This window comes from Pseudomyxococcus flavus (genome assembly GCF_050038885.1).
Taxonomy (GTDB): Bacteria; Myxococcota; Myxococcia; order Myxococcales; family Myxococcaceae; genus Myxococcus; species Myxococcus flavus.
On the sequence record NZ_CP143624.1, the window covers coordinates 1,749,375 to 1,762,721 of the forward strand.

Genomic DNA, 13,347 nt, shown 5'->3' on the forward strand with positions numbered 1-13,347 from the left:
CGCCATGGGCTCGGGCGCTGGAGGCCATGGCCAACGCGCAGGCGCTCATGGCGACAGGGAGCAAGCCAGCCCTGGAGCCCAAGCCAGGCCGCCGCAGCTCGCTAGAACTGCCCCGCCCGCGCCTGGTCGAAGTCCACCCGGTGCTTCATGTACAGGGTGTCCAGCATGTGGTTGCTGATGGGGTTGGCGTTCCCATCCGTGAAGCGGTGCACCACCGCGCCCTTGCCCGCGTCCTTCAGGAAGGCCGCCGGGTCGATGCTGCCGCCCAGGCCGGTGAGCGTGGGCACCGGGTCCGCGTTGTTGATGTAGTGCACGTACTTCGGCCCATCCACGTAGCGCGTGGACGCCGCGCCGAAGGTCTCCACGCTGAGCTTGCCCAGCGTCTGCTCGACCTGCGCCTGGGACATGCCGTCCTCGATGCGCAGCCGCTTCGCCACGTCATCCAGCGCCCGCGCGGTGATGAGGCCGCCCTGGCTGTAGCCCATGAGGTGCACCTCACGGCCCGCCTTCAGCTCGCTGTAGAGCGTGTCCGCCAGCGTATCCACCGCGGGGTTGTGGCCCTTGTCCAGCTTGTCCGCCACGCACTGCGCCAGGTCCGCCACCAGCCCCTGCGTCGCGTTGTGGATGCCCACCACCTTCGCGTCCGCCGTATTGGCGATGGCCTGCATCTCGCCGAGCTGCCCCGACGTGGGCGTCAGGATGCCGTTGACGTAGAGAATCGTCTTCGACGGGTTCGGGTTGTCCAGCGGCGTCACGCCCGGGATGTCCTTCAGCGGCGTGTCCGGCGGGAAGGTCTGCCCCTTGGCCCCCACGAACTTGCCGTCGTTCATCCGGTCCGGCTTCACGTCCCCACCGAAGATGCGCTTCAGCTCGTTGACGTGCGCCGCCTGGAAGACGTCCTTGCCCATCTCGATGAAGCGGGGCACGTCGGCGACGCCGCCCTTGATGGCGTCCACCACCCCGCCCACCAGCGAGTTCTTCGGGGCCGCCGTGGGCGCCTTCACAGTCGGAGGGGAGACGGCGCTGCGGCTGCGGTCGATGGTGCTCACGAAGGCCTCCTGCCCGGCGGGGGGACGGGTGTTGTCCCCATCTTCTCAACGAAAGGGAGGGAAGTTGCGTCTGCCTCCGCAGAACCGGCCGATCCACACGGAGGGAGCGCGACGCGACGCATCAAAACGCCACCTCAGTGCGGCGTGTGTGGCTCGACGTCATCGTGGTTCAACGTCTGCTCCACGTGCTCGCGCTGGAGGCGGCGCGTGGCCGTCTCCTCCTCTTCCGTCCGCTGGCGTCGCTTCACCAGGCCCTGCGTCTCGTCCACGAACCAGAACACCACGCGGAAGAAAGCGGCGATGACGGTGATGAGCAACGAGGAGAGGACCCAGCTGAGCACGTAGCCCGGCCAGCCGCCCACCGTCACGCGGATGACCAGCGTCCCCGTGAGCGGCACCAGCGCGAACGCCACGTAGTGCGACACGCAATAGGGACACGACACCAGGTAGCCCAGCCACGTGTCCTTGCCGCCCAGCCGCGCGCGCAGCGGCGCGAAGATGCGCTCCCGCGACAGCGTCTGGGACACGCCCATCACCACGGCGGAGACGGCGAGGAGCTGGAAGAGGTCGCCCATCCCTCCAAGGTGGAGATGACGCAGCGGGCAAGGAATACCCGCCCTCCAGGGCGGGCCCTGTCCGCCCACTCGCCCCCTGCCCGCCGCACAGCTTGCGGCCCTGTCGAGCCGTGAACGCTCGGAAGAGACTTCCGTGGGGCTGGCTGTAAAAACGACCGGTTTCCGCCCTTAAGCATGGGTCGGCATGGATGCAAACCCCTGGACTCACTGGGAAACGGAGTCGCCACCCCCTGGCACGCCGGTCGCAAAGGGCAACCCCCCGTAGCGACATCGCGTTTCCCCCAACCAGATCTCTTTTTCCCCGAGAGACACCATGCAGGCTTCCAACTCCTTCGCCTCCCCTGATTCGCTCTCCACCTACCTGTCGGAGATCAACCAGTACCCGCTACTCACCCAGGCGCAGGAGCAGGAGCTGTCGAAGCGCTTCCGCGCGGGAGACCTGGCCGCGGGCCACCAGCTGGTGACGGCGAACCTGCGCTTCGTGGTGAAGGTGGCCTACGAGTACCGCTCCTACGGCCTGAAGATGTCCGACCTCATCCAGGAGGCGAACATCGGCCTGATGAAGGCGGTGCAGAAGTTCGACCCGGACAAGGGCATCCGCCTCATCTCCTACGCCGTCTGGTGGATTCGCGCGTACATCCAGAACTGCATCCTCAAGAACTGGAGCCTGGTGAAGCTGGGCACCACGCAGGCGCAGCGCCGGCTCTTCTTCAGCCTGGCCCGCACGCGCCGCGAGCTGGAGAAGATGGGCGCCGGCGAGGCGAACGTCGTCAACGCCGAGGAGATTGCGCGCAAGCTGAACGTGAAGGCCTCCGAGGTGCGCGAGATGGAGCAGCGCATGGGCGGCCGCGACCTGTCCCTGGACGCCCCCATGGGCGAGGACGGCGACGCCACGCACCTGGACTTCGTCGAGTCCGAGTCCGCGTCCGCGGTGGACGAGGTGGCCGACCGCCAGCAGGCCGACCTCACCCGCGAGCTCGTGCAGCGCGCCCTGCGGCGCCTGGACCCGCGCGAGCGCTTCATCATCGAGCAGCGCGTCATGGGTGACGCGGAGATGACGCTCAGCGAGCTGGGCGAGCACTTCGGCTTCTCGCGCGAGCGCGCCCGTCAGCTGGAGATTCGCGCCAAGGACAAGCTCAAGCTCGCGCTGGCCACGCTGATGGCCGAGGCCGGCGTGGACGAGTCCACGCTCAGCGCCTGAGCCACACCGTTTATTGGGGAAGAAGACGGCGCTCCAGCCCGGCCCGGCTGGAGCGCCGCCTCCCCGCACCGGCCCGACCCAAGCTGCTCGAGCCGGAACTGCTGGCAAGCGTCAGGAACGCGCCAGATATCACCTGGAAATCTCGAATTAAACGCAAATCTGAGCTTCTAGACACACGGCTCTTTTGCAGGCCACAAGCGGCGTCATCCCGCTCGGGCGAAGCGGATGTCGATGCGGCGGGCCTCATGGGCGGCGAAGGCGAGCAGCCGCGCCCCCTCGTCCATCAGCGCGGCGCGGTCCTCACGAGACAGGCGGGAGAACGGGGTGATGTGGAGCGCCGCGACGTCGCGCTCCCGCTCGAGGGTCCAGGTCCCCTTCACGAAGCCGTCGACGAGGAAGGTGGCGAGTACGCGGCCGTTGACGGTGAAGATACGCTGGCGAGCGGCATCCGAGAGGATGCGCGTGCGGTTCGCGTGCGACAGCAGCACGTTGTCGAACTCCGGAAGGAAGCGCACGGGCGCGGGCGTGTCGCCAGCGGGCCGCTGTGCATCCGGGATGTCGAACAACTCGGCACCGTCCGCGTCGCGGAAGATGCGTAGTCCACTCCGGAGCCGCTCCACGACTTCTCGCAGGCGCGGCAGTCCAGACCAGACCTGAAGGTCCTTGACGCTCGCGGGCCCGAAAGCCGCGAGGTACCGCAGCACCAGCGCGTCCAGGGACGTGGTGGGCTCGACGGCCTCACCAAGCCACGACTCGGCCGTGGTGTACACGGTCCGCTCGCCGCGGCCCCAGGTGCCACAGGGCGGCACGACGACCAGCGGCGACAGGCAGGTGACGCCCATGCCCAGCGCATTGGCGTCATGGTGGGGCCACTTCTCCTGAAGCCGCTGTCCCAGCTCGCCCCGGGGAGAGGGCCGCTCGGCCAGCAGCGCACGGCCCTCGGCCACCAGCGCCTGCATCTCCACGCCCGCCAGCTTCTTGCCATGGGCGGAGTGCTTCAGCACCCGCTCCAGCGCGGGTTGCAGCACCGGGCGCAGCGAGCGGCAGTCACGCGCGGTGACGAGGTGCAGCGTCGCGCGCATCATCGCGGTGCGAACCACCTGCCGCTCGGTGAGGAGCCGGGTCAGCGTCTCCCGCTGGAAGCCCTCCAGCCGCGTCCACAGGCCGTAATAGGGAGGATGCGTGGCCTGGGCCTGAAGGCCCACCAGGTGCTCCAGCGCCTCCGGCACGCTGGCCCCGGAGCGCCGCAGCAACCACTGGCGCTGGAGCAGGGCCCGGTTGAGGTCGCGTGTCCCGAGGACCTGGGCGGGCAGGCGTCGGCTCCGGGAGCTGACGCGGGCCCCTTGGGTCCGGCGTGGTGCGGCCGGCCCCGGTTCCGACGCCACGGCCTGCACCGGCGCCAGGGGCCGCGGTCGCTTCGCGGAACGGGAGCGCCTGGCGCTGACCGGGGTGAGGATGGGCAACAACATCAAGAAGGGAATCATGTCGGGCGGCACCTGGTGGAAGTCCTGCGCCCCTCGGGAATGAGCCACCCAGGGGGCTTCGTGCGGACCATCCTGCGACCCGACCCTGACAGTCCTATGTCAGGAATGAGCACCCCTTCGGAACACACCCTCAGCGCCTCGAAAGGCCATGGACGGCCATGACGATGTGCTCGAAGGTGCGCGCGGGCAGCAGCCGCTTGGACAGCAGCGCGACGCGCTGTGACAGATGGCCCACGGAATAGCGCACGTCCACGCGCTGGCCCTCCACGAGCATCAGGACCTTCCGCGCCACCTGCTCGGGTGGAACACCCTCCCCTTCCCCTGCCTCCACCAGGGCCAGGACCTTCTCGAAGACCTCATGGTACGCGGAGCCTGGGCCGGACCGGCCCGCGCGGACCCGGTACTCGCGCACGCGCGTACGGACGTCGCCGGGTTGGAGCAGGGTCGCCTCGATGCCGAAGGCGGCCACCTCCTGCCGGAGGCTCTCGGTGAGCCCCTCCAGCGCGAACTTGCTGGCGCTGTAGAGGCCCTGGAAGGGAAGCCCCGCGGCGCCGCCCATGGAGCTGATGTTGATGATGAGGCCGGAGCGCTGCGCGCGCATCACGGGCAGCACCGCCTTGCACATCCGCAGCACGCCGAAGAAGTTGGTGTCCATCTGCCGCCAGGCCTCCTCGACGGACACGTCCTCCACGGCCCCGGCCAACACGAACCCGGCGCTGTTCACCACCACGTCGATGCGCCCCTCCTCCGCCAGCACGCCCTCCACCACGCGCCGCACGGCCGCGTCGTCGGTGACGTCCAGCACCCGCATCCGGTGGTGCGCCCCATCCTTCGCGGGGTGCCGGCTGGTACCATGGACGGCATGGCCCTGGGCGCCCAGCAACTCCGCGCAGGCCAGCCCGATGCCAGAGGATGCACCCGTGATGAGGACCACCTTGCGCCGCGACTTGCTCATGCGTGCTCCCGCCCAGACTCGCGCCAGACGACGACGTGAAAGGGCATTCTGCCCGCGCCGAAGAGGCGGGACATGAATCTCATCGAGCCCTCCATCCTGGCGGGCGCGGTGGTGGGCACCGTCGCCGGCTCAGGCGCCAGTCGCGAGCTCCGGATGCCAGAGGACTTCCCACGTGTGCCCGTCCGGGTCCTGGAAGTAGCCGAAGTACCCCCAGGGCTGCTCGCTGGCCGGCACGGGGACCGTTCCACCCGCCGACCGCGCCCGCTGGAGGATGGCGTCCACCTCCTCCCGGGTGGCGACCGCATGGGACAGGATGGCGGCCGGCGGGCCCTTCACGGACTCGGGTTGACGTGTGGCCCTTGCCAGCTCCGCGCGCGGGTACAACACCAGTGACAGGTTGCCCTGAAGCGAGAGGGCCACGTGGTCATCCCCCTCCTTCAGCTCGGGCGCGGAGAGCCCCAGCCCATCACGATAGAAGGCGAGCGCACGCGACAGGTCGTCGACGCCCAGCGTGAGGATGTGGAGCGCGGGCCGCATGCGCGGCAGCCCCGGAGCGGCGGCCTGCTCACTCATGACGCGTCCCCTTCCGGGAACCAGAACCGCCGCGCTCGGGCTTGAGGAGCTCGCGCTCCAACGCATCGAGCCGGTCGTTCCAGAAACGTTCGTAGAAGCGCAGCCATTCGAGCGCGGATGCCAGCGGCTCCGGGGCGAGACTGCACCGGTGCGTGCGTCCCTCCACCGTCCTGCGCACCAGCCCCGCGCGCTCCAGCGCCTTGACGTGCTTGGACGCGCCCGCGAACGACATGCTGAAGGGCGCCGCCAGCTCGCCAATGCTCCGCGAGCCCGACGAGAGGCTGCGAAGCATCTCCCGCCGCGTCGGGTCGGAGAGCGCGTGGAAGACCGCATCGAGTTGCTCGGAGCGCTGCTGAACCATGGGGGTGACCATAATGACCTCCTCCCACATTAAACCATCCAGTTAAACAAGACACCAGGGAGACGAGCAGGCCTGCCGTTTCCATTTCGCCGCACGCCTACTGGCGCCAGGGCGTCAACGGGCGCGCGGCACCGCCGAGCCGCTGGAGTGGGCTGGTCCTGGTGTGTTCCCGCGCTACGGAAAGGGGGGCAGCAGGCGTGCGGCACCAGCAGAGCTGGCTGGCATGGGCTGGTCCTGGTGTGTTCCCGCGCCTCGGAAGGGGGGCAGCAGGCTTGCGGCACCAGCAGAGCCGCAGGAGTGAGCTCGCCCTGGCCCACGCTCCGTGTCTCGGGAGGCGCGGGAAGCGGGCGGGCAGCCAGCGGCAAACCCGCCGCGGCCCCTACCGACGCAAATGTCCGGACACGAGCAGCCGGCGGCCAGCACCCCTGTTGCCCCAGCGACGGCCCTGGCCGCGAGCCAACAGCCACAGCACCAGCGGGACAAGGCCCACCGCACCGCCTCCCCCCACCGAGCACCCCTCCCGGGCAGGCACCGCCGCCTCGTCACAGGGCAACCACAGCCGACACTCCGCCCCCGCCTTCACACACGGATGCCCGCCTTGCTCGCCGGTGCAGGGAGGCCCGTAGCGGCCCGCATCGAGCCCCGCCACCGCGCAGCTCCGTGCGCCGTCATTCCCGGTGACACACGCCATGCCCAGCGGACAGTCGGTGTGCGCACTGCACGTTCGCGCGCACGCATCCTCCTGGGCATCCACCGGTGCCCGGACTGGCGGCTGCCGCGAGACCTCCTCGATGGCCGCCAGGATGAAGTCCGCGTGCACGTCCACGCGCGTGTTCGTTCCCGCAGTGCAGGTGAGGTCGCCGAACGAGGTGACACCAGCGAGAGACTCGACGCCATCCACCTCGAGGAACACTGGCCCGCCGCTGTCCCCGCCGCACGACATCGCCGGCGCACCTTCGATGGAGAACGTCCCCGCCTCGACGGCCGAGACGCGCGCCAGGCCGCTGCGGCGGAGTCCCATGCCGCCCTGTCCATCCGCGCCGAACCCCACCACCCGCGCCAGCCGGCCCTCGCCGTCCGCGGGCATCGCCCGGAACGCCAGCGCGAGCGGCGCCACCGGCGCGTCCTCGGCGAGCAGCAACACGCCGATGTCGTTCACTCCGGGCCGCCAGGCGGGATGGAGCCGGCCCTCCACCACCCGGACGCGCTCGGCCGCGGACGCGCGCGCCGTCTCCGTGGAGAACACCACCGAGAACACCCGCGGCGCATCGGCGTTCTCCACGCAGTGCGCCGCCGTCAGCACCACCCTGGGCGCCACCAGCGTCCCCGTGCAGACGATAGGCGCCGCCGCGTCGGGCTCGCCGCAGAATGGCGAGACAGGGACGATGGCCGCCACGAAGGGAAAGCCCGGCTCGGGCTGGCCTCCCACCACGGGCTGCCGCGCCGTCGCGGCCTGTGCCGCGGCGGTGGGCATGGACGACGGTCCGCAGGCCACCGCCAGCAGGAGCAGCACGGCGGCGACCACGCCTTCACTCGTTGGTGAAGTCACCCTGCGGAACGTCCGTGGCCTGGCCCTCGACGTCCCAGTACTTCCACTCACCCGTCTTCTCACCCTTCTCGTACTGGCCCTGCGCGGCCAGCGCGCCGCTGGGATGCCATTCCGAATAGGTGCCCTGGGCACGGTGACCCGCCAGCGTCCCCTCCGCCCACTTCGAACCGTCGGAGCGCCAGGCGGTCCACTTCACCTCGCGCGAGCCGGGCGGGTGGAGCTCCTCGCGATTCTTCTGCCCCTCTTCGTAATAGAGGATCCACAGGCCCTGCTTGAGCCCGCCGCGGTACTCGCCCTCCAGCTGCTTCACGCCGTCCTCGAAGTAGTGGACCCAGCGGCCCTCCATCTTCCCGTCGACGTACGTGCCCTCTGTCTTCAGCGCCCCGTGCGCGTACCACTCCGCCCAGCGGCCGTGCTTCTTGCCGTCGGGCTTCGCGCACCACTGGAGAACGCCGTCTGGAGGCGCCCGACCATGGACCCGCGCGCCGTCCGGACAGGGCCCGGAGGCCCGGCTGCACCCCAGCACTGCCCCGGCGACGAGCGCCAGGGCACCCAACGTCACGAAGCGCCGCATCAGCTGCAGGTGCCCACGCCGCTGCAGCTGCAGTTGTTGCTCGCGAACGTGTAGTCGTCCGACGCCGCCGCGAAGCTGCCCAGGCCGTAGTCGTGCTTGGCGCAGTCCTGCGTGTACGCCGTGGTGCCCACGCAGCGCGGCACGCTGGTGATGCCGCAGCCCTGGCCGCAGCGGCCCTTGCAGCCATTGCCCGAGCCTCCCGTGCAGCCACAGCCCCGGCCCGCCGTGCGGTAGTAGCCGGAGCCGATGTACTGCCGGCCACAGGCGCAGGAGATGTGCGTCCAGCCGCGCTCGGACACGTACTCGTACGAGGTGAGGACCTCCCCCACCGGCACGATTTGCATGAAGCTCGTCTGGCGCTCGGCGGCGTTCTCCACGCGCGTGCGGCCTTCGTCCGGAAGGACCTGGGCGAGCCCCTCGAGCAGCGGCCCGAGCAGCTGTGCCTGGGCCGCGTCGAGCGGGCTGCCCGTCGGCATGAACTGGCCCACGCCCTGGCCGTAGTCGATGTGGAACCCGATGAGGGGGTCGCCAAAGTCGTACGTCACCTCGACGACGTCCGCCTGCGTCTCCACCACCAGCAGCCGCACGGACGCACCGCCAGAGCCATACGTGGCCTCAAGGGTCGTCGCGTCGTGCTGGAGGAGCTTGAAGCCCTCCGCCTCCACCGCTTGCTCCGTCGGCCCGTTGGAACAGCCGACCGCGACCGCCATCGTCAGGACACACAGCAGGAGCTTCCTCATGTCGCGCTCGCTTCCAGGGGTGGGGGAAATTCTCAGCGCCCGAGAAGCTAGAAAGACGCGCACATGGGCGTCAACTGGCTCACCCTGTAATTCAAACAAGCCCGGTCTAGAGTCGTCGGTCCGGCGACGAACGCCGGTACCAGGAGAGTCCCATGCCCCAGAATCGCGCAGCCCTGATGAGCCTTGCCGCCGCCCTGCTGATGGTTGGCTGTGGTGGAGCCATGGAGGAGACCCCGGCGGAGCCTTCCGCCACGGAGTCCGCGTCTCAGGCGCTCTACCCTGAGTACGACCCGAACATTCACTGTCTGGTCTGGTCCCAGTACGTGGACTGCGGCCCCGGCCGGCCGACCATGTACGCCTACTACAGCCCGGACTGGGGCTATTACATCGAGCGCAACGTCTGTGGCGGCAGCGGGCCCATCATCTGCCCGCTGAACTGATTCACAGGACGGGCATCCATCCCCGGCGCGGGCGGTGCTATCAAGCACCGCACCATGCCTGAAACGCCCCCTTCCCTGTTCGATGCGGTGCCCGCGGAGATGGACTTTCCCTCCGAGGAGCGCCGCATCCAGGCCTTCTGGAAGGACCGCCGCATCTTCGAGCGTTCGCTCGAAGCGCGTGAGGGAGCCCCCAGCTTCGTCTTCTACGAGGGCCCGCCGACCGCCAACGGCCTGCCTCACAACGGCCACGTCCTGACGCGCGTCATCAAGGACCTGTTCCCCAGGTACAAGACGATGACGGGCCACTACGTCCCCCGCAAGGCGGGCTGGGACACCCACGGCCTGCCCGTGGAGGTGGAGGTCGAGAAGGAGCTGCGCATCCACGGCAAGGCGGAGATCGAACGCTACGGCGTGGAGCCCTTCACCGAGCGCTGCATCGAGTCCGTCTTCCGCTACACCTCCGAGTGGGAGCGCCTCACCGAGCGCATCGGCTTCTGGGTGGACCTGAACCAGGCCTACGTCACCTACCACCGCCAGTTCGTGGAGAGCGTGTGGTGGGCCCTGGCCGAGCTGCACCGCAAGGGCCTCCTGTACCAGGGCCACAAGGTGGTGTGGTGGTGGCCGCAGGGCGGCACCGCGCTGAGCGCCGCCGAGGTGGGCCTGGGCTACAAGACGGTGGACGACCCGAGCGTCTACGTCGCCTTCCCGCTGCGTGACACGCCAGACACCGCTCTGGTCGTGTGGACCACCACGCCCTGGACGCTGCCGTCCAACATGTACGCGGCCGTCAACCCGGGCGTGGACTACGTCACGGTGGACGCCGGCGAGCGCAAGCTCATCGTCGCCGCGGCGCTGCGCGAGGCGCTGGCGAAGAAGCTCAAGCTGGACCTGCCGGTGCTCGCCACCCAGAAGGGCAGCGACCTGGTGGGCACGCGCTACCAGCCGCCCTTCGACCTCTACCACCAGCGCGCGGGGGAGACGCGGCTGCCGCTGAAGGACGGCGGTGACGACGCGCAGGCCTGGCGCGTGCTGGGCGCGGACTTCGTCACGCTCGACAGCGGCACGGGCATCGTCCACATCGCCCCGTCCTTCGGCGAGGACGACTACGAGGCCTTCCGCAAGGACAAGGCCCGCTTCGCGCAGCCGGACGCGCTGGAGCTGTTCTGCGCGGTGAAGCCGGACGGCACCTTCTCCGACGACGTGCCGCTCGTCGCGGGCCGCTTCGTGAAGGACGCGGACAAGGACATCCAGCGCCACCTGAAGGAGCGCGGCCTCGTCCTCTTCACCGAGCAGTACAAGCACGAGTACCCCTTCTGCTGGCGCGCGGACGACGACCCGCTCATCCAGTTCGCGCGGCCCGCCTGGTACATCCGCACCACCTCGGTGAAGGACCAGGCCATCGCCAACAACCGCGCCGTCAACTGGGTGCCCGAGCACATCAAGGAAGGCCGCTTCGGTGACTTCCTGGCCAACAACGTGGACTGGGCCCTGTCGCGCGAGCGCTACTGGGGCACGCCGCTGCCGCTGTGGGTGCACTCGGAGACGGGCGAGGTGGAGGCCCTCCCCTCGCTCCAGGCCCTGCGCGAGAAGCCGGGCAACAACGTGGCCGAGGTGGAGGCGGAGCTGCACGCCTTCCTCGCCGGCAAGCCCCACGAGGCCAACGCGAAGCACCTCATCGTCCACAAGCCGTGGATCGACAAGGTGACGTACGAGAAGCCCGGCACCCCGGGGCGCTTCCAGCGCGTGCCCGAGGTCGTGGACGTGTGGTTCGACTCCGGCTGCATGCCCTTCGCGCAGTGGGGCTTCCCGCACGCGCCCGGCTCGCGGGAGATCTTCAACCGCGCCTTCCCCGCGGACTTCATCTCCGAGGCCATCGACCAGACGCGCGGCTGGTTCTACTCGCTGCTGATGGTGAGCACGCTCGTCTTCGACGAGGAGACGCAGGCGCGCATGGGCCTGGTGCCCCAGCGCGACTGGCCGCACCCGTACAAGAGCTGCATCGTGCTGGGCCACGTCTCCGACAAGGAGGGCCGCAAGGAGTCCAAGTCCAAGGGCAACTACACCCCGCCGGAAATCATCCTGGACGAGGTGCGCATGGACTTCGCCGTGCTGACGGCCGCCGAGGCCGGCGTGCCCGGCGAGCCCGGCGTGGCGCTCATCGCCCGCGAGGACCTGGAGGGCCTGGACATCCAGGAGGGCGCCAAGGTGCAGCTCTTCCGGCCGGACCGGCCGGACGTCTCCGTCACCGCGACGGTGAAGGCGCACAAGAAGCTCAAGCGCCGCGTGGTGCTGCTGGCGCCCGCCGAGCTCCAGACGCTGGGTGTGGCCCCCTCCGCGCGCGGCGCCAGCGTCATGCCGGTGGAGGTGCCCCGGCTGGCGCCCTCCGAGCGCGTGGTGGTGAAGGACCCGTCCGCCAAGGCCCCGGGCGCGGACGCCTTCCGCTGGTTCTTCTACGCGGCGAGCCCCACCTGGTCGAACACGCGCCACTCGCTGGGCAACGTGCGGCTGTTGCAGAAGGACTTCCAGGTCAAGCTGCGCAACGTCTACTCGTTCTTCACCATCTACGCGAACATCGACGGCTTCAACCCCGCGGCGGGCAACGCGGACGCGGCGGACGCGCCATGGGAGGCCATCCGCCGCAGCCAGGGCTGGCGCGAGGTGAAGGCGCGGCCGGTGCTGGACCGGTGGATTCTCTCCGAGGTCCACCTCGCCCTGCGCGACGTCACCCGCGCGCTGGACACCTACCAGGTGTACGACGCGGCCCAGCGCCTGGTGGCGCTGGTGGACGCGCTGTCCAACTGGTACCTGCGCCGCAGCCGCTCGCGCTTCTGGGCGCCGGGCTTCGAGCAGGACAAGCAGGACGCGTACTTCACGCTCTACGAGGCGCTCACCACCCTCACCTCGCTGGCCGCGCCCTTCATCCCCTTCTTCACCGACGACATGTGGGGCAACCTGGTGCGCAAGCCGTGGCCCACCACGCAGCCGGAGAGCGTCCACCTGGCGCGCTTCCCCACGGTGAACGAGGCCCTCATCGACGAGGGGCTCGCGGCGGAGATGGGCGCGGTGCGGGACCTGGTCTCCCTGGGCCTCAAGGTCCGCACGGACAACCGGCTCAAGGTGCGCCAGCCGCTGTCGCGCGCGGACGTCATCCTCGCGCGCAAGGAGCTGACCGAGCGCGTGGCGGTGTACCGCGACCTCATCGCGGACGAGCTGAACGTCCACGAGGTGCGCTTCGTGGACCCGGGCAGCCCGGAGGCCAACGTGGTGCGCTTCCGCGTGCGCCCCAACCTGCGCGCGGTGGGCGGGCGGCTGGGCCCCAAGCTGGCGCCGGTGCGCAAGGCCTTCGATACCGGTGACGGCGCCGCGCTGCACCGGGAGCTGCTCCAGACGGGCCGCGTGGCCCTGACGGTGGCGGGCGAGGACATGGTCTTCACCCCCGAGGAGCTGGAGACGCTGGTGGAGGCCAACCCCGGCTACGCCGCCGCGGGCATGGGCGTGGGCGTGGTGGTGCTCCACACCGAGCTGACCGAGGCGCTCGTCGACGAGGGCCTGGTGCGCGAGCTGCTCGCCCGGGTGCAGGGCGCGCGCAAGGACCTGGAGCTGGGCTACACCGACCGCATCCAGCTCTGGGTGGACGGCGACGCGCGGGTGAAGCGTGTGACGGACGAGGCGCGGGAGCTGATTGCGCGCGAGACGCTGGCCTCCAGCATCCTCGTGGGCCCCGAGGGCCTCACCGGCCAGGAGGAGGAGGTCAGCCTCAACGGCCTGCCCGCGCGCATCCGCGTGGAACGGGCCTGAGCCCCAAAAGGCTCGGGCTGCCTCATCCCCGTCCGATGAGGCAGCCCG

The 13,347-nt window shown here is 69.9% G+C and carries 12 protein-coding genes; 3 read left to right on the forward strand and 9 right to left on the reverse strand.

From position 1 onward, the window contains the following. Positions 1–101 precede the first annotated feature (101 nt). Together VZL07_RS07275 and VZL07_RS07280 are read right to left on the reverse strand one after the other, a co-directional pair. Positions 102–1,049 carry a hypothetical protein gene (locus VZL07_RS07275; RefSeq protein WP_426754626.1) on the reverse strand — a complete coding sequence of 316 codons (948 nt, stop codon included), beginning with the start codon at positions 1,047–1,049 and terminating at the stop codon, positions 102–104. 134 nt (positions 1,050–1,183) lie between these two features. Then, positions 1,184–1,624 carry a hypothetical protein gene (locus VZL07_RS07280; RefSeq protein ID WP_426754627.1) on the reverse strand — a complete coding sequence of 147 codons (441 nt, stop codon included), beginning with the start codon at positions 1,622–1,624 and terminating at the stop codon, positions 1,184–1,186. Positions 1,625–1,937: 313 nt separating this feature from the next. Between VZL07_RS07280 and VZL07_RS07285 the strand changes: the two genes are divergently transcribed. Beyond that, entirely contained in the window at positions 1,938–2,825 is an 888-nt protein-coding gene (locus VZL07_RS07285; protein WP_426754628.1) for an RNA polymerase factor sigma-32, read from the forward strand. A gap of 203 nt (positions 2,826–3,028) precedes the next feature. On the opposite strand, the gene VZL07_RS07290 is transcribed toward VZL07_RS07285, so the two are convergent. From VZL07_RS07290 to VZL07_RS07320, 7 genes are all read right to left on the reverse strand, one after another. Further along, positions 3,029–4,357 (reverse strand): winged helix DNA-binding domain-containing protein, encoded by a 1,329-nt coding sequence (locus tag VZL07_RS07290; RefSeq protein WP_426754629.1) that lies wholly within the window; start codon positions 4,355–4,357, stop codon positions 3,029–3,031. A gap of 82 nt (positions 4,358–4,439) precedes the next feature. After that, positions 4,440–5,264 carry an SDR family oxidoreductase gene (locus VZL07_RS07295; RefSeq protein WP_426754630.1) on the reverse strand — a complete coding sequence of 275 codons (825 nt, stop codon included), beginning with the start codon at positions 5,262–5,264 and terminating at the stop codon, positions 4,440–4,442. A gap of 129 nt (positions 5,265–5,393) precedes the next feature. Then, positions 5,394–5,837 carry a VOC family protein gene (locus VZL07_RS07300; RefSeq protein ID WP_426754631.1) on the reverse strand — a complete coding sequence of 148 codons (444 nt, stop codon included), beginning with the start codon at positions 5,835–5,837 and terminating at the stop codon, positions 5,394–5,396. Then, complete coding sequence (locus tag VZL07_RS07305) at positions 5,830–6,210, reverse strand: ArsR/SmtB family transcription factor (RefSeq protein WP_426754632.1); 381 nt, start codon at positions 6,208–6,210, stop codon at positions 5,830–5,832. The genes VZL07_RS07300 and VZL07_RS07305 overlap by 8 nt, the downstream gene beginning before the upstream one ends. Before the next feature lie 367 nt (positions 6,211–6,577). Beyond that, positions 6,578–7,723, reverse strand: coding sequence for a S1 family peptidase (locus VZL07_RS07310; protein WP_426754633.1), 1,146 nt, complete (start codon positions 7,721–7,723; stop codon positions 6,578–6,580). A gap of 4 nt (positions 7,724–7,727) precedes the next feature. After that, positions 7,728–8,309 carry a toxin-antitoxin system YwqK family antitoxin gene (locus VZL07_RS07315; protein ID WP_426754634.1) on the reverse strand — a complete coding sequence of 194 codons (582 nt, stop codon included), beginning with the start codon at positions 8,307–8,309 and terminating at the stop codon, positions 7,728–7,730. 11 nt (positions 8,310–8,320) lie between these two features. Continuing rightward, positions 8,321–9,061, reverse strand: coding sequence for a hypothetical protein (locus VZL07_RS07320; protein WP_426754635.1), 741 nt, complete (start codon positions 9,059–9,061; stop codon positions 8,321–8,323). 152 nt (positions 9,062–9,213) lie between these two features. On the opposite strand from VZL07_RS07320, the gene VZL07_RS07325 reads away from it, so the two are divergent. Next, on the forward strand, positions 9,214–9,501 hold the full coding sequence (locus VZL07_RS07325) for a hypothetical protein (protein ID WP_426754636.1): 288 nt from the start codon (positions 9,214–9,216) through the stop codon (positions 9,499–9,501). Positions 9,502–9,555: 54 nt separating this feature from the next. Continuing rightward, complete coding sequence (gene ileS, locus VZL07_RS07330) at positions 9,556–13,299, forward strand: isoleucine--tRNA ligase (RefSeq protein WP_426754637.1); 3,744 nt, start codon at positions 9,556–9,558, stop codon at positions 13,297–13,299. Positions 13,300–13,347: the final 48 nt, after the last annotated feature.